Genomic DNA, 25,212 nt, shown 5'->3' on the forward strand with positions numbered 1-25,212 from the left:
GGTGCCTGGCTGGGTACGGGCGGGGGCGGCGCCGGTGGCGGGCCCGGGGGAGGCGCGGGAGCCCCCGACGTCGGAGCCGCCGGCGACTTCCCCAGCGCCAGCAGCATTTCGGCGGTGTGCCGCGACAGTTGCCATCCGCCCTGGAAGGGGGTGAACTCCATCGGGAAGCTGAAGTTGGAGTTGTTGGCCTGGGCGGTGTGCACGGCGATGGTGGTCTTCACGTTCGACGGGTTCTTGTCCGACCACGCGATGTCGTTCGCGTTGAAGGTCATGGGCAGATAGCCGTTGTCGCGCAAGGCGTTGGTGAACTTGTCCAGGGTGGCCGCGCTCTCCGGCGTCGCGCCTTCCACCAGATTCACCTTGCTGGCGCCCGGAACGTTCGGGTCGGTGAGTCGGGCGAGCACGTCGGTGAGTGCTTCGGGTGGCGGGAGGGGAGCCGTGACCGGCGCAGCAACCTGGCTGGACGAGGCGGGCGGCAGCGAAGTGGTGGTCGATGAATCACTCTTCGGGTGCGGCGACGAACACGCCGCGAGCCCAACTGCCGCCACTGCGGTGGCGGCGCTCAGCGCTACTAACAGTGGTCGGTGCATCCAGTCGTCGGTCGGCTAGGCGGCTCTGGCCGCTTCGCGAACGAACGGTGTCGCTAAGGTCGGGCCGATGGGTGCAACTGAAGTCACACCGGTGGCGGGGGCTACGGCGGCGACGCGGGTTGAGCCTGTGGCGAGGCTTTTTGCGGTCACGGCGGCCCTTTCGATCATCACGATTAGTGGCCGAGATTACCAGCGTGACGAAAATCTTAACTTTTCGTGGGTATTTGACTACGCACATCAATCGGCAATCGCCGGTAGCTTTGAAGTATCCGCCGCGCCAATTCGGTGTGGGAAAGGAGCGCAAGATGGGTAGCTCAGAGCGTTCTGACGCTTTCGGAACCCCCCTCGAATCAGACATGTCCAGCGGCGACGAGGCCGAGTTGGAGCAACTACGCCGCGAGGCAGCGATGTTGCGCGAGCAACTCGAGCACGCCGCCGGCTCGCATGGCGGCGCCCGTTCCGCGCGTGATGTGCATCAGTTGGAAGCGCGCATCGACTCCCTTGCGTCGCGGAACTCCAAGTTGATGGAGACCCTGAAAGAGGCCCGCCAGCAACTTTTGGCGTTGCGTGAGGAAGTCGATCGGCTGGGGCAGCCGCCGAGCGGTTATGGCGTTCTGCTCGCCACCCACGAGGACGACACGGTCGACGTGTTCACCTCCGGTCGCAAGATGCGGCTGACGTGCTCGCCGAATATCGAAGTCCCGTTGCTGCGCAAGGGTCAGACGGTCCGCCTCAACGAGGCCCTCACCGTCGTCGAGGCCGGCACGTACGAATCGGTCGGCGAGATTTCCACGTTGCGTGAACTGCTGAACGACGGCCACCGCGCGCTCGTCGTCGGGCACGCCGACGAGGAACGCATCGTGTGGCTGGCCGAGCCACTGGTCGCCGAGAACCTGCCGGAAGGGCATCCCGACGCGCTCAACGACGACACCCGGCCGCGCAAGCTGCGGCCCGGCGACTCGTTGTTGGTCGACACCAAGGCCGGTTACGCCTTCGAGCGCATCCCCAAGGCCGAGGTCGAGGACCTGGTGCTGGAAGAGGTGCCCGATGTCAGCTACCTGGACATCGGTGGCCTGACCCGCCAGATCGAGCAGATCCGCGACGCCGTGGAGCTGCCGTTCCTGCACAAGGAGCTGTACCGCGAGTACGCGCTGCGTCCGCCCAAGGGTGTGCTGCTCTACGGCCCGCCCGGGTGCGGTAAGACGCTGATCGCCAAGGCCGTGGCCAACTCGCTGGCCAAGAAGATGGCCGAGGTGCGCGGCGACGACGCCCGCGAAGCCAAGTCCTACTTCTTGAACATCAAGGGTCCCGAGCTGCTCAACAAGTTCGTCGGCGAGACCGAGCGGCACATTCGGCTGATCTTCCAGCGCGCCCGGGAAAAGGCGTCGGAAGGCACACCGGTGATCGTTTTCTTCGACGAGATGGACTCGATCTTCCGCACCCGTGGCACCGGGGTGTCCTCGGACGTCGAGACGACGGTGGTTCCTCAGCTGCTCAGTGAGATCGACGGTGTGGAGGGACTCGAGAACGTCATCGTGATCGGCGCATCCAACCGTGAGGACATGATCGACCCCGCCATCCTGCGGCCGGGACGTCTGGACGTGAAGATCAAGATCGAGCGACCGGATGCCGAAGCGGCGCAAGACATCTTCTCGAAGTACCTGGTCGAGTCGCTGCCGGTGCACAGCGACGACCTGGCCGAGTTCGACGGCGACCGGTCGGCGTGCATCAAGGCGATGATCGAAAAGGTCGTCGACCGGATGTACGCCGAGATCGACGACAACCGGTTCCTGGAGGTCACCTACGCCAACGGTGACAAGGAAGTCATGTACTTCAAGGACTTCAACTCCGGGGCGATGATCCAGAACGTCGTCGACCGCGCGAAGAAGAACGCGATCAAGTCCGTGCTGGAGACCGGTCAGCCCGGTCTGCGCATCCAGCACCTGCTGGACTCGATCGTCGACGAGTTCGCCGAGAACGAGGACCTGCCCAACACCACCAACCCCGATGACTGGGCGCGGATTTCGGGCAAGAAGGGCGAGCGGATCGTCTACATCCGCACCCTGGTCACCGGCAAGAGCTCGAGCGCATCTCGGGCCATCGACACCGAATCCAACCTGGGTCAGTACCTGTAGGGCTCGATACCGTTTAACGCGACATATAAACCACGCACACGACACGCCGAGGCGGGTGTGCGTGGTTTATATCTCGGCGCCGCCTGCGGTCAGTCGGTCACCAGCGAATAGCTGTTCGTCAGATTGTCCTGCAGCACCTGGGCCGGCCGCTGCGTGGTGTCCACGCGCAATTCGTCGGTGAGCACGCGCGGTTGGTAGGCCCACCCCGCCGGCAGGTCGAGACGATCGCCGAGGCCCGGTAGGTCCGCGCGCGACAGGGTGGCGTCGGCGACCTGGCTCCAGGTCTGCATGATCCAGTGCTGGCTTTGGGGATCGATGAGTTCGTACACCTCTTGGCCGGCGTTGAAGACGAACACCGTGTGGCGGTTGACGGTGTTGGGGACGTAGGGCGCCGGGTTCATCGACGACAGCAGTACGGTGGCCTGCTGGATCATCTCGATCCCGCCGAAGGATTTCGTGATCTGCGGCCCGCTGGCTTGTTTTTCGATCGCGTTCATCAGCCAATACCGGGGACCGTTGAGCAGGGCTGCGGCCGCGCCGTGTTCGGTGGCGATGGCGTGCGCGTCCAGCGCCGACCACAGCTCTTGGGGACAGTCGTTGAGCGGGAAGCTGTTGTACACCGTTGCCTGCGGGCCCGCCTCGCCCGGCGTTACGAGGAGCACTTCGCCGTAGCGCTTCCCGGACAGGTCGAGTGCGTGCTTACCGACGGCGCGGTCGGATTCAGGGGCGGACACAGGGTGAAATTAGTCACTGGTGTCGGCGCCGTCAACACGACGGACGGTGACCCCGGCGGCGCCGTGGTAGCGATTGCGCGCCGCCAAAGTCGTGTCCAGGTCGTCGATCAGCGGGTCGAGAAACGTGGACCGGTATTCCGCGTCGCCGGCCGCGCGGGCGCTGATGTACATGAACGTCAGCGCGCCGAGGAACAGCGTCATGTGGATCAGCGAGTCGGGCACCGGCAGCGTGAACCCGAGCACCGTCGCGCTGCTCTTGAAGGTGTGGGTCCACTCGTTGAGCAGCTCGGGGCTGAGCACGATGAGCCCCAGAATCAAGTAGATCGCTGTGGTCACCACCGCCACCACCAGGATCTGCGCCAGCTGAGAGACCGCCAGCACAAAAACGACGTTGAGGCGCTCCGACTTCTTCAACGGTGCGCCGGCGGCAACGTTCGGCAACGTGGCGAACGGTGTGCCCGCGAGCTTTTCGGGTTCGTCGCGCGGCGCCGTCGCCGATTGCAGCATCGGCCTGACGCGCTCTCGCGTGGCCGAGCTGACGAACGCCGCGGCGATGGTGACCAGGAACGCCATGGCCAGTGCCAGCCGGTTGCCACTGATGGTCGCGGCCATCAACCAGACGTAGGTGTTGAAGAACACCAACGCGGTCAGCAGCACGACCGGCAACGCCCGAACGGCCAATGCGCCCACGGTCGCAAGGTGCGACAGCATCATCCGTACCGCCCAGCCGAGGACCGATCCGATCCCGCTGCCGGTCAGGATCAGCACGGCGGCAACGACCATGGCCTCCTGTACGACGTCGCCCACGACGACACCGACGCACGCCACGCCCAGCACCGACGACGTCGCTATCGCGGTGCGTGTCTTGCGGCTTCGCGATCGCGAGACGAGCCATCCGACGACCGGCATCAACGGCAGGGCCAGTGCGAGCAGAGCCAGCACGGCCAATTCCGAGGTTGTCGGCTCGCCGCTGATCTCCACATCGTGGCCGCCGGTGATCAGATAAACCGCGAGGATGCACGCCTGCAGCGCCGCGTACGCGGCAAGCATGGGCGCCGACCGTGTCCAGAGCCGCCGCCATCGCGCGCGCCGGGTGAGTACGGACGGCAAACCGCGCTCCAAAAACCAGCTTTCGGCCGCGGCGCTCGGCTCGGCCCGGCGGCTCGGAGCGCGGCCGCGAAGTAGCTCCATGCCGGCTCACCCTACGGCCGGCATGTCGCCCGTGATGCCCTTATCGGAAGGGTTGCCGGACTGGCATTTTCCCGACATCGGCAAGCCCGATGAACACCCCCTGTGCGCCCCGCCGCGCGAGGCGCTCCGTCACCCGGCTGGACCTGATTGGCCGGCTCCTGTGCGCCCCGCCGCGCGGGGCGCTCCGTCACCCGGCCTACGCTTAGGTCATGCAACGAATCATCGGGACGGAGGTCGAATACGGCATTTCATCGCCATCGGACCCGACGGCCAACCCGATCCTCACGTCGACCCAGGCGGTTTTGGCTTATGCGGCCGCGGCGGGCATTCAGCGCGCCAAGCGCACCCGCTGGGACTACGAGGTGGAATCGCCGTTGCGGGATGCCCGCGGCTTCGACCTGAGCCGCTCGGCCGGCCCGCCCCCGGTGGTCGACGCCGACGAGGTCGGCGCGGCCAACATGATCCTGACCAACGGCGCGCGGCTCTACGTCGACCACGCGCACCCCGAATACTCCGCGCCCGAGTGCACCGACCCGCTCGACGCGGTGATCTGGGACAAGGCCGGCGAGCGCGTGATGGAGGCCGCCGCCCGCCACGTCGCCAGCGTGCCCGGGGCCGCGAAATTGCAGCTCTACAAGAACAACGTCGACGGCAAGGGCGCCTCCTACGGGTCGCACGAGAACTACCTGATGAGCCGGCAGACCCCGTTTTCGGCAATCATCGCCGGGCTGACCCCCTTTCTGGTCTCCCGGCAGGTGGTCACTGGTTCCGGACGGGTCGGCATCGGGCCCTCCGGCGACGAGCCCGGGTTTCAGCTGTCCCAGCGCTCGGACTACATCGAGGTCGAGGTCGGCCTCGAGACAACGCTCAAGCGCGGCATCATCAACACCCGCGACGAACCACACGCCGACGCCGACCGGTATCGGCGACTGCACGTCATCATCGGCGATGCGAACCTCGCCGAGACGTCGACGTATCTGAAGCTGGGCACCACCGCGCTGGTGCTCGACCTGATCGAAGAGGGCCCGGCGCACGGGATCGACCTGAGCGACCTGGCGCTGGCGCGGCCGGTACATGCGGTCCACGCGATCAGCCGCGATCCCTCGCTGCGCACCGCCGTGGCCCTGGCCGACGGTCGCGAGCTGACCGGGCTTGCGCTACAACGGGTTTACCTCGATCGGGTGGCCAAGCTGGTCGACAGCCGCGACCCCGATCCCCGCGCGGCCGACATCGTCGAAACCTGGGCGCACGTGCTCGACCAACTCGAGCGCGACCCGATGGAATGTGCTGAAATCCTGGACTGGCCGGCCAAGCTACGCCTGCTCGAGGGGTTCCGGCAGCGCGAAAACCTGAGCTGGTCGGCGCCGCGGCTGCATCTGGTGGACCTGCAATATTCAGATGTCCGGCTGGACAAGGGCCTGTACAACCGGCTTGTCGCGCGCGGCTCGATGAAGCGCCTGGTGACCGAACACCAGGTGCTCGAAGCGGTGGACAAACCGCCGACGGACACTCGCGCATACTTCCGCGGTGAATGCCTGCGCAGGTTCGGTGCGGACATCGCCGCGGCCAGCTGGGACTCGGTGATTTTCGATCTCGGTGGTGACTCGCTGGTCCGCATTCCGACGCTGGAGCCGCTGCGCGGCAGTAAGGCGCACGTCGGGGCGCTGCTGGACTCGGTGGACAGCGCCGCCCAACTGGTGGAACAACTCACCAGCTAGGTACCGGTTAACCGCGGGAACGTCGGGGTTGACCGGTAGGCTAGGAAAGACCAACGGGCAGTGTGGCTTGATCGGTGAATAAGCCATTCAAAGGGCCCACACAACGCAGGAGGCGGCGATGGCTCAGGAGCAGACCAAGCGTGGCGGTGGTGGCGGCGACGACGACGACATCGCCAGCAGCACCGCCGCGGGCCAAGAGCGCCGGGAAAAGCTAGCCGAGGACACCGACGATCTGCTCGACGAGATCGACGATGTACTCGAGGAGAACGCTGAGGACTTCGTTCGCGCGTACGTCCAAAAGGGCGGACAGTGAGCTGGCCTTTCTCTAATCGCCTGTCCACCAATTCCGCACTCCCCGGCTCCGGATTCTCCAGAGACCCCGCTATAGACCTCTCGTCATTTGCTGATCTGCTGCGACGCCAGGCGCCGGAATTGCTGCCGGCGAGCTTGTCCGGCACGCAGTCGGATGCCGCCACGGGGCAGCTGCCGCACGGCACCACGATCGTCGCGCTGAAATATCCCGGCGGCGTCGTGCTCGCCGGTGACCGGCGTTCGACGCAGGGCAACATGATCGCCGGGCGTGACGTCAAGAAGGTGTACATCACCGACGACTACACGGCCACCGGCATCGCCGGCACCGCCGCCATCGCCGTCGAGTTCGCCCGCCTTTATGCGGTGGAACTCGAGCATTACGAAAAGCTCGAAGGCGTGCCGCTCACGTTTGCCGGCAAGGTGAACCGGCTGGCGATCATGGTGCGCGGAAACCTGGCGGCCGCGATGCAGGGCCTGATCGCGTTGCCATTGCTGGTGGGCTACGACATCGACGCGGCCGATCCCGAAGGCGCCGGCCGCATCGTGTCTTTCGACGCCGCCGGCGGCTGGAACCTGGAAGAGGAGGGCTACCAGGCGGTGGGGTCGGGCTCGATTTTCGCCAAGTCGTCGATGAAGAAGTTGTACTCGCAGGTCACCGACACCGATTCCGCGGTGCGGGTCGCGATCGAGGCGCTCTACGACGCGGCCGATGACGATTCCGCCACCGGCGGACCGGATCTGGTGCGCGGCATCTATCCCACCGCGGTCACCATCGGTGCCGAGGGCGCGCTGGAAGTGCCGGAGGCGCGCATCGCCGAATTGGCCCGCGAAGTGATCCAAAGCCGTTCGCGCGCTGACACTTTCGGCCCCGATAGGGGTGACAAGTGAGCTTCCCGTATTTCATCTCGCCCGAGCAGGCGATGCGCGAGCGCAGCGAGCTCGCGCGTAAAGGCATCGCCCGGGGCAAGAGCGTGGTCGCCCTGGTCTACGCCGGTGGTGTGCTCTTCGTCGCGGAGAACCCGTCACGGTCGTTGCAGAAGATCAGCGAACTCTACGATCGCGTCGGCTTCGCGGCCGCCGGCAAGTTCAACGAATTCGACAACTTGCGCCGCGGCGGAATCCAATTCGCCGACACCCGCGGCTACGCCTACGACCGTCGCGACGTCACGGGCCGCCAGCTGGCCAATGTCTACGCGCAGACGCTGGGCACCATCTTCACCGAGCAGGCCAAGCCCTACGAGGTGGAGCTGTGCGTCGCCGAGGTCGCGCATTACGGCGAGACCAAATCCCCTGAGCTGTATCGGATTACCTATGACGGATCGATCGCCGACGAGCCGCATTTCGTGGTGATGGGTGGTACCACCGAACCGATCACCACGGCGCTCAAGGACTCGTACGCGGAGAACGCCAATCTGCGTGAGGCCACCCGCATCGCCGTGAAAGCGCTGCGGGCCGGCAGCGAGGCCTCCAACGGCGATCAGTCCACCCTCGACGTGGGCAGCCTGGAAGTCGCCATCCTGGACGTCAACCGGCCGCGACGGGCGTTCCGGCGGATCAATCGCGCAACCCTGGAGAATTTGCTGCGCGAGCTGGATTCCAACGGCTCGGAAGGCGACGGCGAACCGTCCGAGACTGACGGCGACTCCTCGGAGTAGACCCCGACGGCCGCACACAATTTTTGGTGCTGATGGGTCTCGTGGTGCCCACGGTGCGGGTGGGCTAACGCGTAGCCAGGGCGTCGGTGCGGGCGGACGGGTGGATTCATCGCGTCCCGCGCGGCCGCCCAGGGGCCGACGGGAAACTTCGTCGAACCGATACGCGCGGCTTGCTCACCGTCCCGGTCGGACAGCAAGTACCCTCGATTACGTGCAGCGACGAATCATGGGCATCGAGACCGAGTTCGGCGTGACGTGCACGTTTCACGGCCACCGCCGGCTCAGCCCGGATGAGGTCGCCCGCTACCTGTTCCGTCGCGTCGTGTCCTGGGGCCGCAGCTCCAACGTCTTCCTGCGTAACGGCGCCCGCCTGTATCTCGACGTGGGCAGCCATCCCGAGTATGCGACCGCCGAGTGCGACAGCCTGGTTCAGCTGGTCACCCACGACCGCGCCGGAGAATGGGTGCTGGAAGACCTGCTGGTCGACGCCGAGCAGCGGCTCGCCGACGAGGGCATCGGCGGCGACATCTACCTGTTCAAGAACAACACCGATTCGGCGGGCAACTCCTACGGGTGCCACGAGAACTACCTGATCGTGCGGGCCGGCGAGTTCTCCCGGATCTCCGACGTGCTGCTGCCGTTCCTGGTCACCCGCCAGCTGATCTGCGGGGCCGGCAAGGTGCTGCAGACCCCCAAGGCCGCGACGTTCTGCCTTTCCCAACGCGCCGAGCACATTTGGGAGGGCGTCTCCTCGGCCACCACCCGCAGCCGGCCGATCATCAACACCCGCGACGAGCCGCACGCCGACGCCGAGAAGTACCGGCGCCTGCACGTGATCGTCGGCGACTCCAACATGTGCGAGACCACCACCATGCTCAAGGTGGGCACGGCCGCGCTGGTGCTGGAGATGATTGAAGCCGGCGTCCCGTTCCGGGACTTCTCGCTGGACAACCCCATCCGCGCCATCCGCGAGGTCAGCCACGACGTCACCGGCCGTCGTCCCGTGCGGCTGGCCGGCGGGCGTCAGGCCAGCGCGCTGGACATCCAGCGCGAGTACTACAGCCGGGCCGTCGAGCACCTGCAGACCCGGGAGCCCAACGCGCAGATCGAGCAGATCGTCGACCTGTGGGGCCGCCAGCTCGACGCGGTCGAGAGCCAGGACTTCGCGAAGGTTGACACCGAGATCGACTGGGTGATCAAGCGCAAGCTCTTCCAGCGCTACCAGGATCGCTACGACATGGAGCTGTCCGACCCGAAGATCGCCCAGCTGGACCTCGCCTACCACGACATCAAGCGCGGGCGCGGTGTCTTCGATCTGCTGCAGCGCAAGGGGCTGGCCGCGCGCGTCACCACCGACGAGGAGATCGCCGAGGCCGTCGACAACCCGCCGCAGACCACCCGCGCGCGGCTACGCGGTGAGTTCATCAGCGCGGCCCAGGCCGCCGGCCGGGACTTCACCGTCGACTGGGTGCACCTCAAGCTCAACGACCAGGCCCAGCGCACCGTGCTGTGCAAGGACCCCTTCCGGGCGGTCGACGAGCGGGTCAAGCGCCTGATCGCCAGCATGTAGCCGCACCTCGGCTCAGCAACTGCCACATCAGCTCCGCCGGCACAGAACCGGCCACGGGGAATAGCGCGACGCGAGCGGCCATGGAAGCGGCGGACGAGGTCCATCGAATAATCTGGAGCCCAATGGCGACGTCAAAAGTCGAGCGGCTGGTCAATCTGGTCATCGCCCTGCTGTCCACCCGCGGCTACATCTCGGCGGAGAAGATCAGGTCGAGCGTGGCGGGATACTCCGACAGTCCCAGCGCCGAAGCATTCTCACGCATGTTCGAGCGGGACAAGAACGAGCTGCGCGACCTCGGCATCCCGCTCGAGGTCGGCCGGGCGTCGGCCTGGGACCCCACCGAGGGCTACCGGATCAACCGCGACGCCTACTCGCTCGCGCCGGTCGACCTGACCCCCGACGAGGCGGCAGCCGTGGCCGTGGCGACCCAGCTGTGGGAGTCACCCGAACTCATCACCGCGACCCAGGGCGCGCTGCTCAAACTGCGTGCGGCCGGCGTCGACGTCGATCCGGACGCACCGGTCGCAATCGCGTCGCCGGCCGGGGTACCGGGCCTGCGCGGCTCGGAGGAAGTCCTCGGAATCCTGTTGTCCGCCATCGATTCTCGCCAGGCCGTGCAGTTTCCGCACCGGCCGTCCCGGGCCGAGCCGTACGCCACCCGCACCGTCGAGCCCTGGGGCGTGGTCACCGAGAAGGGCCGCTGGTACCTGGTGGGCCATGACCGCGACCGCGACGCGACCCGCACCTTCCGGCTCTCTCGGATCGGCCCGGAGGTCACGCCGATCGGCCCGCCGGGTGCCGTCACCGTGCCGAAAGACATTGACCTGCGCAAGATCGTGGCCCAGACCGTCACCGACGTGTCGGCGCCGACCGTCGGACAGGCCCGGATATGGGTGGCCGACGGGCGAGCCACCGCGCTGCGGCGCGCCGGCAGGCCCGTCGACGCGCGCCAAATCGGCGGTCGCGGCGGCGATGTGATCGAGCTCGACATCAGGTCCGCCGACCAGCTGGCCCGCGACGTCGCCGGCTACGGAGCCGACGCCCTGGTGCTCGAACCGCAGTCGCTGCGCGACGACGTGCTGGGCCGGCTGCGGGCGCATGCGGGCGCGGACGCCGTCAGTGTGGGGCAACCGCCCGGCCGCGGGGGAGTGTCCGCATGACACCCATCTCCACCCGCCTGGTCCGGCTGCTCAACATGGTGCCGTATTTCCAGGCCAATCCGCGGGTTACCCGGGCCAAGGCCGCCGCCGACCTCGGGGTATCGGCCAAGCAACTGGAAGAAGACCTCAACCAGCTGTGGATGTGCGGCCTGCCCGGCTACTTCCCGGGTGACCTCATCGATTTTCAATTCTCCGGGGACACCATCGAGGTGACGTTCTCCGCGGGCATCGACCGCCCGCTCAAGCTCACCTCGCCGGAGGCCACCGGACTGCTGGTGGCGTTGCGTGCGCTGGCCGACATACCCGGCGTCGTCGACCCCGAAGCCGCGCGCAGCGCCATCGCCAAGATCGAGGATGCCGCGGGAGCCCTCGGCCACGACGCCACCCATGCGGTGTCGGCCGTCGGCGAGCCCGCGCCGGTGGAGAACCGCGCCGCCGCCGCGGTGCGCGCGGCCGTCCAGTCCAGGCACGCGCTGGCCATCGACTACTACTCCGCCTCGCACGACACCCTGACCAGCCGGGTCGTCGACCCGATCCGGGTGCTGCTGATCGGCGGCCAGAGCTATCTTGAGGGCTGGTCGCGCGAGGCCGAAGGCGTTCGGTTGTTCCGCTTCGACCGGATCGTGGACGCCAGCGAGCTCGACGAGCCCGCCGCCCCGCCCGAGCCGGCGCTGCACGCCCCGCCGGACACCTCGCTCTTCGACGGCGACCCCTCGCTGCCGTCGGCCAAGCTGCGGGTGGCACCCGCGGCGTCCTGGATGTTCGAGTACTACCCCATGCGCGACGTGCGCGAATTGCCGGACGGATCGTGCGAGGCAGTGATGACCTACGCCTCCGAGGATTGGATGACGCGGCTGGTCCTGGGGCTCGGGGCCGACGTGCAGGTGCTCCAGCCCGCGTCCCTGGCGCAGCGGGTGCGGGACGCCGCCACGGCCGCCGTGACGTCCTACGAAGCCCTGAGCTCATAAAAGCCCAGGCGACAAGGTCCACCGCGGCGCGGCGCGGGCCCGCCGCCACATGGCGCTACTGCGGTAGCATCGGGTGAACGTCTGGAGGTAATCAAAGTGGGCAGTCTTAGTCCGTGGCACTGGGCGATCCTCGCGGTCGTGGTGATCTTGCTGTTCGGTGCCAAGAAGCTCCCCGATGCGGCGCGTTCGTTGGGTAAGTCGATGCGGATCTTCAAGTCCGAGCTCCGCGAGATGCAGACGGAGAACAAAGCGGAGACGTCGGCCTTGGGGACCCAGGGCGAGGCCTCCGCGGCGAACCCCACTCCCGTGCAGTCGCAGCGGGTCGACCCGCCGGCGCCCAGCGAGCAGGGGCACAGCGAAGCACGTCCGGCGTAGCCGCCATCATCGTCGCGCTGCCCGAGCGCCACTGACCGAGCATCGTGAGAGTCTTCAAGGTTTCAGCGCGCACTTCCGGCCTGCTGAGGCGCCTCAACCCTCGTAACCGGCGCAGCCGAACCAACCCGGATGCGACCATGTCGCTGGTCGACCATCTGACCGAGCTCCGCGCCCGTCTGCTGATCTCCCTGGCCGCCATCCTGGTGACCACGATCTTCGGGTTCGTCTGGTACTCGCATTCGATCTTCGGGCTGGAAAGCCTTGGCGAGTGGCTGCGGCATCCCTACTGTTCGCTGCCGCAGTCGGCGCGCGCGGAGATCAGCCCCGGCGGCCAGTGCCGGCTGCTGGCCACCGCGCCGTTCGACCAGTTCATGCTGCGGCTCAAGGTCGGCCTGACGGCCGGGGTGGTGCTGGCCTGCCCGGTGTGGTTCTACCAGTTGTGGGCGTTCATCACGCCCGGCCTGTACCAGAAGGAACGTCGCTTCGCGGTCGCGTTCGTCATCCCCGCCGTCGTCCTGTTCGTCGTCGGCGCGGTGCTGGCCTACTTCGTCCTGGCCAAGGCGCTGGGCTTCCTGCTGACCGTCGGCAGCGACGTCCAGGTGACCGCGCTGTCCGGCGACCGATATTTCGGCTTCCTGATCAACCTGCTCGTGGTCTTCGGCGTCAGCTTCGAGTTCCCGCTGCTCATCGTCATGCTCAACACCATCGGCGTGCTGCCCTACGAGCGGCTCAAGGCGTGGCGGCGCGGCCTGATCTTCGCGATGTTCGCGTTCGCGGCGGTCTTCACCCCCGGATCGGACCCGTTTTCGATGACCGCGCTCGGGTTGGCGCTGTCCGTCCTCCTGGAGTTCGCCATCCAGATCTCCCGGCTGCACGACAAGCGGAAGGCCAAACGTGAAGCCCAGGCCGTGATTCCCGACGACGAAGCATCGGTCATCGAACCGCCCACCGCGATACCGGAGCCGTCGTTCACCGCCGGGCAACACGACGATGTCACCTGACCCGTCGCCGCCCCCTGACGTGGCGGAGCTGGTGGAGCTCACCCGGTTCACCGCCGAATTACCCTTCGCGCTCGACGGCTTTCAGCGGCGGGCGTGTGCGGCGCTCGAACGAGGCCACGGCGTGCTGGTCTGCGCGCCCACCGGCGCCGGCAAGACGGTGGTCGGCGAATTCGCCGTTCACCTGGCGCTGGCGTCCGGCGGCAAGTGCTTCTACACCACGCCGCTGAAAGCGCTGAGCAACCAGAAGCACACCGACCTGACGGCGCGCTACGGCCGTGACCGCATCGGCCTGCTCACCGGCGACATGTCGGTGAACGCCGATGCGCCCGTGGTGGTCATGACCACCGAAGTGCTGCGCAACATGCTCTACGCGGATTCGCCTGCGCTACATGGGCTTTCGTATGTGGTGATGGACGAGGTGCATTTCCTCGCCGACCGGATGCGCGGCCCGGTATGGGAGGAGGTGATCCTGCACCTGCCCGACGAGGTGCGGGTGGTCAGCCTCTCGGCGACGGTCAGCAACGCCGAGGAATTCGGCGGCTGGATCCAGACCGTGCGCGGCGACACGTCCGTCGTGGTCGACGAGCATCGGCCGGTGCCGCTGTGGCAACACGTGTTGGTGGGCAAGCGTCTGCTGGATCTGTTCGATTACGACAACGAAAAGCCGGTCGCGGATCGTCAGCCACGCGTCAATCCCGAACTGCTGCGCCATATTTCGCACCGCCGCGAGGCGGACCGCATGACTGACTGGCAACCCCGGCGCCGTGGCACCGGGCGGCCGTCACGTCCCCGCTTCTACCGGACGCCGTCGCGGCCGGACGTGATCGCCAGCCTGGACTCCGAGGGGCTGCTGCCGGCGATCACGTTCGTGTTTTCCCGGGCCGGTTGCGACGCCGCCGTGCAGCAGTGCCTGCGCTCGCCCCTGCAGCTGACCACCCAGGAGGAGCGCGCGCAGATCGCCGAGGTGATCGAGCACCGGTGCGGCGATCTCGCCGACGCCGACCTGGGCGTGCTGGGCTACTACGAGTGGCGCGAGGGGCTCCTGCGCGGTCTGGCGGCCCACCATGCCGGCATGCTGCCCGTCTTCCGCCACACGGTCGAAGAGCTGTTCACCGCCGGGCTGGTCAGGGCCGTGTTCGCCACCGAGACGTTGGCGCTCGGGATCAACATGCCCGCCCGCACGGTGGTGCTCGAGCGGCTGGTGAAGTTCAACGGCGAACAGCACGTGCCGCTGACACCGGGGGAGTACACGCAGCTGACCGGCCGCGCCGGGCGGCGCGGCATCGACGTCGAGGGCCACGCGGTGGTGCTGTGGAATCCCACCGAGGAGACCACCGAGCCGTCCGCGGTGGCCGGGCTGGCCTCCACCCGCACCTTCCCGCTGCGCAGCTCGTTCGCCCCGTCGTACAACATGACGATCAACCTGGTCCAGCAGATGGGTCCCGAGCAGGCGCATCGGTTGCTGGAGCAGTCATTCGCGCAGTATCAGGCCGATCGCTCCGTGGTCGGGCTGGTCCGCGGCATCGAGCGCGGCACCGCGATGCTCGACGAGATCGCCGGCGAGCTCGGCGGACCCAAGGCCCCGATCCTCGAATACGCACGGATGCGGGCACGCATCAGTGAGATGGAGCGCGCCCAGTCGCGCGCGTCCCGGCTGCAGCGACGGCAGGCCGCGAGCGACGCGCTGGCCGCACTGCGCCGCGGCGACATCATCAACATCACCCATGGCCGGCGCGGCGGTCTGGCCGTGGTGCTGGAATCCGCCCGCGACAGCTCCGATCCGCGACCGCTGGTGCTCACCGAAAACCGCTGGGCAGGAAGGATTTCGACGGCCGATTACTCGGGCGCGTCCGCACCGGTCGGTTCGATGTCACTGCCCAAGCGGGTCGAACACCGTCAGCCGCGGGTCCGGCGCGATCTGGCGTCGGCGCTGCGATCGGCCGCCGCCGGATTGACCATCCCGGCCCGGCGCCGCAGCGGGCGCGGGGACTCCGACGGCGAATTCCACGACCCCGAGTTGGCGTCGTTGCGTGATCGATTGCGCCGTCACCCGTCGCACAACACGCCCGGCCTGGAGGCACAGGTGCGGCAGGCCGAGCGCTATCTGCGGATCGAACGCGACAACGCGCAATTGGAGAAAAAGGTTGCGGCGGCCACCAATTCGCTGGCCCGGACCTTCGACCGGATCGTCGGATTGCTCACCGAGCGCGGCTTCATCGAAGGACGCGACGGTGACCCGCGCGTCACCGACGACGGCCGGCTGCTGGCGCGCATCTACAGCGAAAGCGACCTGCTGGTCGCCGAATGCCTGCGCACCGGCGCGTGGTCGGGGTTGAAGCCGGCCGAGCTGGCGGCGGTGGTCTCGACGGTGCTCTACGAAACGCGGGGTGGGGAGGGGCCCGGGGCGGGCTTCGCGGCCGACGCGCCGACCCAGCAAGTGCGGCAGGCGCTGCAGCAGACGTCACGGCTGTCGATGGCGCTGCGCGCCGATGAGCAAACGCACCGCATCGCCCCGAGCCGCGAACCCGACGACGGCTTCGTCAACGTCATCTACCGCTGGGCCAGGACCGGAGATCTGGCCGCGGCGCTGGCCGCCGCCGACCCGGCCGGCACGGGGTCACCCCTGCTCGCGGGCGATTTCGTGCGCTGGTGTCGCCAGGTGCTCGATCTGCTGGACCAGGTCCGCAACGCCGCTCCGGACGCCGAGTTGCGGGCCACTGCCAAGCGGGCGATCAACGACATTCGGCGCGGCGTCGTCGCAGTTGACGCCGGGTAGGCTAGGCCGGAGCTACCGTTAAGCGCCGAATAGTTCATGCCAAGACACAAGGGCTGAGGGAGAAAGATGAGCGGACCGCAGGGATCGGACCAGCAGTGGCAACCGCCTGGTCAGGGTCAAGGTAGCGATCACTCGTCAGACCCGACTCAGGTCGCACCGACCTGGCACGAGCAGTCGAACCAGGAGACGTCGTGGCAGGCCCCGGCCTACACGCCGCCTGCCGACTACCCCCAGTACCAGCAGCCGGCTGAACACGCGTACCCGCAGCAATACCCCCAGCAGCCCGGCTACGCGCAGCCCGGGCAGTACGGTCAGGCCGGCCAATACGCCCACCCCGGGCAGTACGCCCAGCCGGGCCAGTACCCGCAGCCGGGTCAGTATGGCCAGCCCGGCCAGTACCCGCAGCTTGGCCAGTACGGCCAGCCGGGCCAGTACCCGCAGCAGTACCCCGGCTACGAGCAGCCCGGCAAGAAGCGACCGGTCGGACTGATCGCCGGCGTGGGCGGCGCCATCGCCTTTCTGCTCATCGCGGTCGTGCTGGTGCTCGGTTTCTGGCAGCCCGGGTTCTTCGTCACCACCAAGCTGGACGTCAACAAGGCGCAGGCCGGGGTCCAGCAGGTCCTCAGCGACGAAACCAACGGCTACGGCGCGAAGAACGTCCAGAACGTCAGGTGCAACCATGGCCAGAACCCCACCGTCAAGAAGGGCGCCACGTTCGACTGCGACGTGAGCATCGACGGCGCGCCCAAGCACGTGACGGTGACCTTCCAGGACAACAAGGGCACCTACGAGGTCGGCCGGCCGCAGTAGCCGTCGGCCACATCAGTCCGGCAGCGCGTCCAGGGCCTTCTGCAGGCGGCCGATCGACGAGCCGACACCCAGCTCCGTCGCCAGTTCGGCGGTGCGCTGCGGATCGGCGGCGACCAGCGGTAGTTCGTCGTCGGGCGTCGAGAAGGTGACGGGCGCGTCGGTGGCCACGCGCACCACCTTGCCGGCCGCCTCGATGTAATCCAGCGCGCCCAGCAGTTTCGCGCGCAGGCCCTTGGCCATTTTCGACTTCGGGTCGTGGGCGGCGGCCAGGATCTGCTCGAGCGAGCCGTGCTGGGCCAGCAGGGTGGCCGCGGTCTTCTCGCCGACGCCCGGGACCCCGGGAAGGCCGTCGGACGGATCGCCGCGCAGCAGGGCGAGCTCGGCGTAGGCCGGGCCGGCCCTATCCACCGGCACGCCATAGTGTTCGGCCACCTCGCCGGGCCCGAACAGCGTGGCCTTGCTCAGCCCGCGGCCGAGGTAGAGCACCCGGACCGGGACGGGATCGTCCGACACCACCTGCAGCAGGTCGCGGTCACCGCTGACCACCACCACCGGATCCTTGCGTTCCTGCGCCGCCAGGGTGCCGAGCACGTCGTCGGCCTCGAAACCCTCCGCCCCGGCCGTCGGAATCCCGAACGCGTCAAGGAGTTCGGCGATCATGTCGATCTGGGGCGTCAGGTCGTCCGGGACTTCCTCGATGTCCGGCTCGTTCCGCGGCTCTTCCTCGGCCACCCGGTGGGCCTTGTACGACGGGACGAGGTCCACCCGGAACTGCGGCCGCCAATCGAGGTCCAGGCAGACGGCCAGCCGGCGGGGCCGCTGCTGGTTGATCACCACGGCCACCGAGTCGATGAATCCCCGGACGGCGTTGACGGGCCGGCCGTCAGGTGCGGTGATCGAGGACGGCACCCCGAAGTAGGAGCGGAACCACATGCTGGCGCCGTCGAGCAGCACGAGCGGTGATTGGGGTGCTGGCATGCCGGTTATGGTCTCACGCCGCCGCGAGGCGACGCGCGATCGAGCATTAGCCTGGCTGCCATGGAGTCTCACCGCTTCGACGCAGCAGTCTATGAGCGCCGCCTGGCCGCGGCCGCCGCGGCGGCCGCCGACGCGGGCCTGGCCGGACTGGTGATCACACCGGGGTACGACCTGCGCTACCTCGTCGGGTCGCGCGCACAGACCCTGGAACGTTTCACCGCGCTGGTGTTGCCGGCATCCGGTGACCCGACGGTGGTGGTGCCGCGGCTGGAGCTGGCCTCGCTCAAGGGTTCTGCCATCGCCGAACTCGGCCTGGCGGTGCGGGATTGGGTCGACGGCGACAATCCCTACGATCTGGTGGGCTCCGCGTTGGGCGGTGCCCCCGCCGCGACCGCCGTCACCGATGCCATGCCGGCGTTGCACCTGCTGCCGCTGGCCGGAGTGCTTGGCGTGCTGCCGGTCCTGGCCACCGATGTGTTGCGCACGCTGCGAATGGTCAAGGAGGAATGCGAAGTCGACGCGCTCCGCAAAGCCGGGGCCGCCATCGATCGGGTGCACGCCCGGGTGCCGGAGTTTCTGGTCCCGGGCCGCACCGAGGCCGACGTGGCGGCAGACATCGCGGATGCGATTGTGGCCGAAGGGCATTCGGAGGTGGCGTTCATCATCGTCGGGTCGGGGCCGCACGGCGCCGACCCGCACCACGGGTACTCGGATCGCGAACTACAGGTCGGCGACATCGTCGTCGTCGACATCGGCGGTTCCTATGAGCCCGGCTACAATTCCGACTCGACACGCACCTACAGCATCGGTGAGCCGAATCCGGAAGTGGCTGAACAGTATTCGGTGCTGCAACGCGCGCAGCGCGCGGCCTATGACGCGGTGCGCCCGGGCGTGACGGCCGAGCAGGTCGACGCCGCCGCCCGCGACGTGTTGGCCGCCGAAGGGCTCGCCGAGTATTTCGTGCACCGGACCGGGCACGGCATCGGCCTGTCGGTGCACGAAGAGCCCTACATCGTCGCCGGAAACGATCTGCCACTGGCCGAGGGCATGGCCTTTTCCATCGAGCCGGGCATCTATTTCCCGGGCCGGTGGGGTGCGCGCATCGAGGACATCGTCGTCGTCACGCCTGATGGCGGCCTGGCCGTCAACAACCGGCCACACGAACTGATCGTGGTCCCGGTGGCTTAATCGACGCGACGCGGGTTCCGCGTAGGTTGGGGATGGTGTCGATCCTGGATCTCGCGCTGCTTCCGATTCGCATTGCACGTCACGTCGCCGACGCGGTCTTGCACCCCACCGCGCCGGCACCGGCACCCACACCGGCGCCCCCGGCTGAGCTCATCGTGGTCGACGGGATGCCCGAGGGTGTGCCGCCGGCCGCGCGGCGCCCCGAGCCGAAACTTCCCACGCCCGCGGGATGGCCGTTCGGTGAGGAGTTCCCGCGTACGTGCGGCGCTGGACGAGTGGCCGGCGGTGCCCTGTTCTGGACCGACTTCCTCTACGACGACCATGGCGCGACCGGCATCCCGATCGGCGACCTGAAGATTCAGGCGCCGCCACGCGGAACCTACGTCTATCCCGGCGGGCCGGCGGCCGGCAACGGCGCCGACATCTTCCGCGTCGCCATCGGGCTCACCGAAACCCACACCTGGTGGCGGATCGACTGGAACACCCTGTTGGACGCCTCAATTCCCGTCGCGCTGTTCACCTTCGACACCGACCCCGCCCGAACCGCGGCCGAGGACTGGCCCGCCGGAGCCGGCGTCCGGTCGAAGGGCATCGACACGGCCCTGCTGGTCTCGGGAAGCGGTGCTGCACTGATCGACCTGACCACTCAGGTCAGGACGCCGGTCGAACACAGCGTCGACATACAGTCGCGGTCGTTCGTGGCGCAGGTCCCGCGGTCGCTGGCGGAGCCCACCGGGACCTGGACGGTCCGCCTGGCCGCGGGGTTGGCCAACGCGGCGGGGGACGGATTCGCCGACGTGTCCGCCCTGCACGGTGCGCTGCCCGGGCAACCCAACGTCTACAACGTGGCGTTCCGCACCAACGAGCAGGAGCCGCCGCACCTGAACTTCTGGTCGGAAGCCGCACAGGCCGCCGCCCTGACGCACGGCGACGTCTCCGAGTTCGCGCTGACGGTGCCGTGGGCCCGGCTGGCGGCCCGCGAAACCGCTCCCGAGCCGGTGATCACCGGCCCGTCGACCCGGTGGTACGTGTCGTCGGTCGAACTCGGTCAGGGCCTGGAACAAGGTTGGGCCGCCAACGACATCTTGAGCACCAAGCCGCAGTTCCTCGGCCGGGTGCAGCCGTATTCGATCTGCCTGCCCTCGAGCTACGTCCCGGGCCGCGCGCTGCCGCTGACCTTGCTGCTGCACTCGCTGTCGCTCGGGCAGAGCCAGTTCGCCGCGATCGACCCGCGGCTGCTGCACGAAGTGTGCGAGGGCCGCGACTCGGTGGTGGTCACGCCGTTGGCCCGGGGGCCGTCCACCTGGTACTTCGACACCGGCGAACTCGACGTCTGGGAAGTATGGGCGCGTGTTGCCGAACAACTCGGCACAGATCCCAATCGCACTGTGATCTCCGGCTATTCGATGGGCGGGTATGCGACCTACAAGCTGGGGCTGAGCTATCCGCAGGTGTTCTCGCAAGCGGTGGTGCTGGCCGGCCCGCCGACGTGCGGTGTGCGGCTGCTGCCCCACGTCGACATCCCCGCCGACCTTGACCTGGACTCGCCCTGTGCGCGTGAGGGCGACACCTGGAAGCTGTTGGTGAACGCCCGATGGCTGCCATATGTCATCGCCCATGGGCTGCTCGACGAGCTGGTGCCGTTCGCCTCGGCCGCCGAGCAGGTGCTGGAGCTGGACCGGCTGGGTTACCGGCACCGGTTCAGTGTCTACCCACTCGAGGACCACATCGCCTGGGTATTCCAGGACAAGTTCGAGGATCCGATCTCCCACATGGGAACCGCTGTGCGCCAAGCGGATCCGGGACACATCACATTCGCCTGGTCTCCGCAGCTGGTGCGCGCCGATCTGGGTATCGGGCCACACCAGGTGTGGTGGTTGTCGGAGCTGGCCGCCGATCCCGAGCTGACGGCGCGGCGCGGTGCCGTCGCCGAAGTCGACGCGCGCTCGTACGCGCGGCCGGATCCCACGCACACCATTCGGCACCATCGCGGCGTCATTCCGGGTTTTGAGCCGACGCCCGGGCTCTACAGCGAGCTGGACTGGCAAGTGGGACGCCCCGTCGACCCGCTGCCGTATCTGACGCTGGGCCTCAAGGGGGTTGCCGGTCTGAGGGTGGATATCGCGCGTGCCGGGCTGGCCGGGTTGCCGAAGTCGACCATCACGGTGTCCACCGATGTCGCCGCCAAGATCACGTTCGCCGGCCTGGCTGCGGCGGTTGATGTGCGGCTCGATGGGGAACCGGCCGGGCCGGCCGTCACGGTGTCGCCTGGGCGACACCAGATCACGTTGACGGCGACTGTTGGGGAATGAGTTGTCGTGCTAGGTGATCGCGGCTAGCTTGGCGGAGCGATCATCGGGTGAATAGCGGCGACGGGCGGACCTGAGCGAAAATTCCGCACGTGGCTCCCTTGGCTGTCGATCCGGAGGCGTTGTTTGTCGCCGGCACCGGTGTGAGCGTCGTCGGCGACGGGATTGCCGCAGCCCTGGGCCGATTTTCGGCTGGATTCGGGATCAACAGCGGCCAGGATTCCGCTGGAATGATATTCGCGTTGAACTACCAGAACGCGGCTCGGTCATTGTTGACCGGAGTAGCCGCCGGCATCAATGCCTGCCGGAAACTCGGGGCAAAGATTCAACTCTGCGCGTCGAACTACTCACGCGCAGAGACGGCCTCGAAAGTAGGTGGCGGCGGCCATGCACTGCCATCGCCGGGGCCACCCGCGAAAGTCGAACCTCCCAATGCGCCGGGCGTCATGGGTGCGGGCGTCGCCCGACCACTGCTGTGGGGAGTGGTGGAATCGCTGCTTGACGATGTGTGGCCGAACGGCAACGCGGTTGGAATGCACGCGGCCGCGGGTTGTTGGCGCGGACTTGGCGTGTCGCTTAGCGGCGTGCAAGCCGCGCTCAACGGCCCGAAGTCGGCGATCGCCGGGCAGCAGATACCCGAAGGCGAGTTGATCCAGCACGATCTGGCCCTACTCGCCGCCACGATGGGTAAGTTCGGCGAGCAATGCGACAAGGTGGCCGATACCTTGGACAAGTTCGCGGACGAGGTGGACGACGCCCAGAACAAGATTCGGGATCTGTTGAAACGGTTGGGGTCCCTGACTGATCTGGTCCACGACGCGATGTTGATCTTCGAAGGCGATGCGCTCGATGAGCTCGAAAAGATCGCCAAAGACATCAATGGCGTACTGCACAACATGAAGCGTGAAGCCCATGCACGCGAACAAGTGCTGAAAACCGGAATGCAGATCATTGATGGCCTGGTGGTTCAGGGAAAGAAGTTGATGGAAGGCCAGTTGGTCGAATTCCTCGGCGAGGACGTCGGGAGTGTGGCAGCGGGTTATTTCGATTCTTGGGCCGATTTCGGAGAAGGCGTCTTCAAAGGCACGGTTGGAGCTGTGGAATTCGGAAACCAACTTGATCCAAGTCGCTTTGCCTTCGATCCGAAGGGGGCCGCGGCCAGTTGGGCCGCGCTGGATAAGACTGCGGTGCAATCGATCCCGGCATATGCGCTGTTCGATCCAGGCGGCGCGGCGAAAACCGATCTCGGCCTCGCGAAAGGTCTCACCCACTGGGACGATTTGACCTCAGACCGGCCCGCGGTGGGGCTCGGTGAAATCGGCTTCGATCTTGCAACGATGGCCGGCGGCGGTGGGGCAGCGAAGGCTGGCGGGAAAGCTGCGGAGGCGGCCGGCGGCGCCGAGGCGACCGGGGAACTCACAAAGGGCGAAGAGGTACTTCAGGGTGCCAAAGGAGCGGCCGCCGGGGCGGAAGGCGCCGGGGGTGCGTTGCCTGGCATCGCCAAAACCGGCAGCGATTTAACCAAAGACCTCGAAAATCTCGGCGGAGACCTGCCGAAAGGCGATGCGCCGCCCAGTGGCAGTCCCGTGAACTTGCCGACAGGAAAGCTGCCGGAGGTACCGGTTGAGTCGGCGCCTCGTCCGGGTGATGGCGCTCCGGGCGCGCCTCACTCGCCGACGACTGCACCGGGCCCGACCCCGCCGGAGGCCCCAAGACCGGACGCCCCCACCGACCCACACGAACCGGCGCCCGCGCCGGCGTCGGCTCCGACGGTTCCTGGCGGCCCGCATGATCCGGTGCCGGTGCCCGGAGAAGCTCCGGGTCCGCAGGAGGGTGTGCCTGCGGGTGGTCCACATGGTCCGACGCCCGCGCCGCCGTCGGAGGTGCCACCTCCGCTGGCCGGCGGTCCACTTGAACCGGCGTCGGTTCTGGCTGGTGACCCGCATGAGCCCGGGTCGGTGGCGGAGGGTCCGCGTGAGCCAACCTCGTTGGCCGGGGAGGCTCCGCACGAAACGGCGCCTTCGGATGGTCCGCATGAACCGGTGTCGCCAGGTGGACCGCATGAGCAGGCGCCAGAAAGCGAACCGCGAGACCCAGGGCAAGTACCGAGCGACCGCCCACATGAGCCAGCTGGAGTACCCACCGGTGCACCTCTCGCCCCCTTAGCCGCCGCGGCCGGAGAAAGAGCGCCGGCCGCGATCCCGCATGCTGCCGAATATGCGAATGGCCATGCGATAACCCCGCATAGCGCTCCCCTTGGGGCGGCACCCACCGCTCCGAGCTCGTTGCAGGCTGCCCCATCGGCTAAGCCGGTGCTCCATTCACCAGCGCCGAGCGGCAGCCCGACCGAAGTGCCAGCGCCCGCTAGCAACCCCCATCAGCCACCGCTTAATGGCTCGTCGAAGCCCGGAGAGGGCGGTCCGCCCGAACCAAAAGTGCCACCCGATGACGGTGCGCCTGCCAATTCGGGTGACAAGAACGGCCAGGATGAAAGTCCCGATAACGACGACCATCCCCTGAGCCGCGAAGACCCGCTGAGCCCAGAACATTTGAAGCCACTCGCTGACTACACTGGCATGGGTTATACAGACCTAAACGAGGCGTTAAGGGGCGAAGCTTTGGACGCGTCTCAGGCTGCTCGAGTCGAAGCATTAAAAGCTGCATTAAGCAAACTTCCGCCGTTCGAGGGTTCCGTCGTGCGCGGTACGAACCTGCCGCCTGAAGTGCTTGCCCAGTATCGACCGGGCGACTACATCATAGAAAAAGCTTTCCTCAGCACAACAAGAGATCCAGTGGTCGCACAGTCGTCCGCGTTCGCTGGAAACGTTGAGTTCCGAATTGTGTCTTTCACCGGCCGTGATGTTTCTGCATTTTCAATGTACCCCGCAGAGCAAGAGGTTCTGTTCCCCGCGAATACGCGATTTCTAGTGCTGCGAAAGACAATTGATCCGCGAACAGGTCGAACGATTATCGATATGGTTGAAGACTAGTGAATGATTTATTCAATGCTCCGAGGAGGTTTCAACTATGAGGGAGATTGCTGGAAAGGTCTTCTTAACCCGAGACGAGGTGGGCGCCCCTCCGCCAAGCCCGGAAAAGCTTGCGCGTGCGCGGCAACTCCTGGATGAGTTTCAGGAGAAGGTAGATGCTGTTGCCGAGGAAGACCGGCCGACAGAGATTTCGCCAAAGTTCTGGGACGACATCTCGGGTACCGAGTACGACCCTCGGAAGAAAGACCGCTGATCGTCGAAATCCTGGAGTCCCGAGTTCCGGTCTCGCAGCGACTAACCCGGCTTAACTACTCGCCCCGGTCCAGAAGATCCGACGACCCCAGCACCCGCTCGATCTGAACCTCGATGACCACGCGTCGCGGGTTGGGTCGCGGCGTGCGATAGCGCTGGGCGTACCGCAATTCGGCGTCGCGCACCGCGTCGACGTCGTTGTTGACCTTGGATCGGCCCTCCAGCGACAGCCACCGCGCACCGTCGACCTGGCTGAGCACGGCCAGTCCGCCGCGATCGGCGTTGACCGCCTTCTGCGAACCCCCCGTGGTGATGACCCGAGCGATGTGCGTCTTGGGGTCGAAGGTGAAACCGACCGCCACCACGTGCGGTGAATTGTCGGCTCGCAGCGTGGTCAGCATGGCCAGATGGCGTTCCGACAGAAACGCCAAGGCGTCGTCGGTGAGCCGGGTAGTGGTATTCGCCATCACCGCTCACGCTAGCGCAGGTGATAATCGCAG

General features: G+C 67.2%; 21 protein-coding genes. 16 read left to right on the plus strand and 5 right to left on the minus strand.

The features are described from left to right. On the minus strand, nt 1-590 hold a 590-nt coding region (locus A5732_RS06030), incomplete at its 3' end, for a hypothetical protein (RefSeq protein ID WP_076101809.1). A 305-nt stretch (nt 591-895) separates the two neighbouring features. Between A5732_RS06030 and arc the strand changes: the two genes are divergently transcribed. Continuing rightward, complete coding sequence (gene arc / locus A5732_RS06035) at nt 896-2,725, plus strand: proteasome ATPase (protein ID WP_076056639.1); 1,830 nt, start codon at nt 896-898, stop codon at nt 2,723-2,725. An 89-nt stretch (nt 2,726-2,814) separates the two neighbouring features. Here arc and A5732_RS06040 read toward each other — a convergent pair whose 3' ends face one another. Together A5732_RS06040 and A5732_RS06045 are read right to left on the minus strand one after the other, a co-directional pair. Continuing rightward, nucleotides 2,815-3,459, minus strand: coding sequence for a hypothetical protein (locus A5732_RS06040; RefSeq protein WP_076056585.1), 645 nt, complete (start codon nt 3,457-3,459; stop codon nt 2,815-2,817). A gap of 9 nt (nt 3,460-3,468) precedes the next feature. Further along, nucleotides 3,469-4,650 (minus strand): hypothetical protein, encoded by a 1,182-nt coding sequence (locus A5732_RS06045; protein WP_081395993.1) that lies wholly within the window; start codon nt 4,648-4,650, stop codon nt 3,469-3,471. Nucleotides 4,651-4,859: 209 nt separating this feature from the next. On the opposite strand from A5732_RS06045, the gene dop reads away from it, so the two are divergent. From dop to A5732_RS06100, 11 genes are all read left to right on the plus strand, one after another. Beyond that, complete coding sequence (gene dop / locus A5732_RS06050) at nt 4,860-6,368, plus strand: pup deamidase/depupylase (RefSeq protein WP_064951595.1); 1,509 nt, start codon at nt 4,860-4,862, stop codon at nt 6,366-6,368. A gap of 118 nt (nt 6,369-6,486) precedes the next feature. Beyond that, the gene (locus A5732_RS06055) at nt 6,487-6,681 is read left to right on the plus strand and encodes a ubiquitin-like protein Pup (protein WP_064951594.1); all 195 of its coding nucleotides are present in this window, start codon (nt 6,487-6,489) and stop codon (nt 6,679-6,681) included. After that, nucleotides 6,678-7,568, plus strand: a complete 891-nt coding sequence (prcB, locus tag A5732_RS06060) for a proteasome subunit beta (RefSeq protein ID WP_076056583.1) — start codon at nt 6,678-6,680, stop codon at nt 7,566-7,568. The genes A5732_RS06055 and prcB overlap by 4 nt, the downstream gene beginning before the upstream one ends. Further along, the gene (gene prcA / locus A5732_RS06065; RefSeq protein ID WP_064951592.1) at nt 7,565-8,335 is read left to right on the plus strand and encodes a proteasome subunit alpha; all 771 of its coding nucleotides are present in this window, start codon (nt 7,565-7,567) and stop codon (nt 8,333-8,335) included. Before prcB ends, prcA begins: the two co-directional genes overlap by 4 nt. A gap of 211 nt (nt 8,336-8,546) precedes the next feature. Beyond that, the gene (gene pafA, locus A5732_RS06070) at nt 8,547-9,905 is read left to right on the plus strand and encodes a Pup--protein ligase (protein WP_139334795.1); all 1,359 of its coding nucleotides are present in this window, start codon (nt 8,547-8,549) and stop codon (nt 9,903-9,905) included. A 122-nt stretch (nt 9,906-10,027) separates the two neighbouring features. Beyond that, nucleotides 10,028-11,065, plus strand: coding sequence for a helix-turn-helix transcriptional regulator (locus tag A5732_RS06075; RefSeq protein ID WP_076101456.1), 1,038 nt, complete (start codon nt 10,028-10,030; stop codon nt 11,063-11,065). Further along, entirely contained in the window at nt 11,062-12,033 is a 972-nt protein-coding gene (locus tag A5732_RS06080) for a helix-turn-helix transcriptional regulator (protein ID WP_076056580.1), read from the plus strand. Before A5732_RS06075 ends, A5732_RS06080 begins: the two co-directional genes overlap by 4 nt. Nucleotides 12,034-12,129: 96 nt before the next feature. After that, nucleotides 12,130-12,408 (plus strand): Sec-independent protein translocase subunit TatA, encoded by a 279-nt coding sequence (tatA, locus tag A5732_RS06085; RefSeq protein ID WP_065056392.1) that lies wholly within the window; start codon nt 12,130-12,132, stop codon nt 12,406-12,408. 44 nt (nt 12,409-12,452) lie between these two features. After that, nucleotides 12,453-13,409, plus strand: coding sequence for a twin-arginine translocase subunit TatC (gene tatC, locus A5732_RS06090; protein ID WP_139334794.1), 957 nt, complete (start codon nt 12,453-12,455; stop codon nt 13,407-13,409). A gap of 19 nt (nt 13,410-13,428) precedes the next feature. Next, nucleotides 13,429-16,185 carry a DEAD/DEAH box helicase gene (locus tag A5732_RS06095; protein WP_076101459.1) on the plus strand — a complete coding sequence of 919 codons (2,757 nt, stop codon included), beginning with the start codon at nt 13,429-13,431 and terminating at the stop codon, nt 16,183-16,185. A gap of 66 nt (nt 16,186-16,251) precedes the next feature. Continuing rightward, nucleotides 16,252-16,995 carry a DUF4333 domain-containing protein gene (locus tag A5732_RS06100; protein ID WP_076101461.1) on the plus strand — a complete coding sequence of 248 codons (744 nt, stop codon included), beginning with the start codon at nt 16,252-16,254 and terminating at the stop codon, nt 16,993-16,995. A gap of 12 nt (nt 16,996-17,007) precedes the next feature. On the opposite strand, the gene A5732_RS06105 is transcribed toward A5732_RS06100, so the two are convergent. Beyond that, on the minus strand, nt 17,008-17,973 hold the full coding sequence (locus tag A5732_RS06105) for a 5'-3' exonuclease (protein WP_076056574.1): 966 nt from the start codon (nt 17,971-17,973) through the stop codon (nt 17,008-17,010). A gap of 60 nt (nt 17,974-18,033) precedes the next feature. Here A5732_RS06105 and A5732_RS06110 point away from each other — a divergent pair, with 60 nt between their 5' ends. The 4 genes from A5732_RS06110 to A5732_RS06130 all read left to right on the plus strand — a co-directional run bounded on the left by A5732_RS06110 (nt 18,034) and on the right by A5732_RS06130 (nt 24,713). Then, a complete protein-coding gene (locus A5732_RS06110) occupies nt 18,034-19,161 on the plus strand; it encodes a M24 family metallopeptidase (protein WP_076101464.1) in 1,128 nt (375 codons plus the stop codon). Between the two features lie 35 nt (nt 19,162-19,196). Beyond that, nucleotides 19,197-21,473 carry an alpha/beta hydrolase-fold protein gene (locus A5732_RS06115; RefSeq protein WP_076101814.1) on the plus strand — a complete coding sequence of 759 codons (2,277 nt, stop codon included), beginning with the start codon at nt 19,197-19,199 and terminating at the stop codon, nt 21,471-21,473. An 89-nt stretch (nt 21,474-21,562) separates the two neighbouring features. Next, nucleotides 21,563-24,460 (plus strand): ADP-ribosyltransferase, encoded by a 2,898-nt coding sequence (locus tag A5732_RS26730; protein ID WP_142256566.1) that lies wholly within the window; start codon nt 21,563-21,565, stop codon nt 24,458-24,460. 37 nt (nt 24,461-24,497) lie between these two features. Next, nucleotides 24,498-24,713, plus strand: coding sequence for a hypothetical protein (locus tag A5732_RS06130; protein ID WP_076101472.1), 216 nt, complete (start codon nt 24,498-24,500; stop codon nt 24,711-24,713). A gap of 55 nt (nt 24,714-24,768) precedes the next feature. Here the strand turns inward: A5732_RS06130 and A5732_RS06135 are convergent, their stop codons facing one another. Then, a complete protein-coding gene (locus tag A5732_RS06135) occupies nt 24,769-25,179 on the minus strand; it encodes a F420-dependent biliverdin reductase (protein ID WP_064954310.1) in 411 nt (136 codons plus the stop codon). Between the last annotated feature and the right edge of the window lie 33 nt (nt 25,180-25,212).

Source organism: Mycobacterium colombiense (assembly GCF_001953985.1).
In the GTDB taxonomy this organism is placed as follows: domain Bacteria; phylum Actinomycetota; class Actinomycetes; order Mycobacteriales; family Mycobacteriaceae; genus Mycobacterium; species Mycobacterium colombiense_B.

What these genes read in the sequence shown, in the direction of transcription:
- arc (WP_076056639.1), top strand. Translation starts at nt 896, where the DNA reads ATGGGTAGCTCAGAGCGTTCTGACGCTTTCGGAACCCCCCTCGAATCA.
- A5732_RS06045 (WP_081395993.1), bottom strand. Translation starts at nt 4,650, where the DNA reads ATGGAGCTACTTCGCGGCCGCGCTCCGAGCCGCCGGGCCGAGCCGAGC.
- dop (WP_064951595.1), top strand. Translation starts at nt 4,860, where the DNA reads ATGCAACGAATCATCGGGACGGAGGTCGAATACGGCATTTCATCGCCA.
- A5732_RS06055 (WP_064951594.1), top strand. Translation starts at nt 6,487, where the DNA reads ATGGCTCAGGAGCAGACCAAGCGTGGCGGTGGTGGCGGCGACGACGAC.
- A5732_RS06075 (WP_076101456.1), top strand. Translation starts at nt 10,028, where the DNA reads ATGGCGACGTCAAAAGTCGAGCGGCTGGTCAATCTGGTCATCGCCCTG.
- A5732_RS06080 (WP_076056580.1), top strand. Translation starts at nt 11,062, where the DNA reads ATGACACCCATCTCCACCCGCCTGGTCCGGCTGCTCAACATGGTGCCG.
- A5732_RS06100 (WP_076101461.1), top strand. Translation starts at nt 16,252, where the DNA reads ATGAGCGGACCGCAGGGATCGGACCAGCAGTGGCAACCGCCTGGTCAG.
- A5732_RS06105 (WP_076056574.1), bottom strand. Translation starts at nt 17,973, where the DNA reads ATGCCAGCACCCCAATCACCGCTCGTGCTGCTCGACGGCGCCAGCATG.
- A5732_RS06110 (WP_076101464.1), top strand. Translation starts at nt 18,034, where the DNA reads ATGGAGTCTCACCGCTTCGACGCAGCAGTCTATGAGCGCCGCCTGGCC.
- A5732_RS06130 (WP_076101472.1), top strand. Translation starts at nt 24,498, where the DNA reads ATGAGGGAGATTGCTGGAAAGGTCTTCTTAACCCGAGACGAGGTGGGC.
- A5732_RS06135 (WP_064954310.1), bottom strand. Translation starts at nt 25,179, where the DNA reads ATGGCGAATACCACTACCCGGCTCACCGACGACGCCTTGGCGTTTCTG.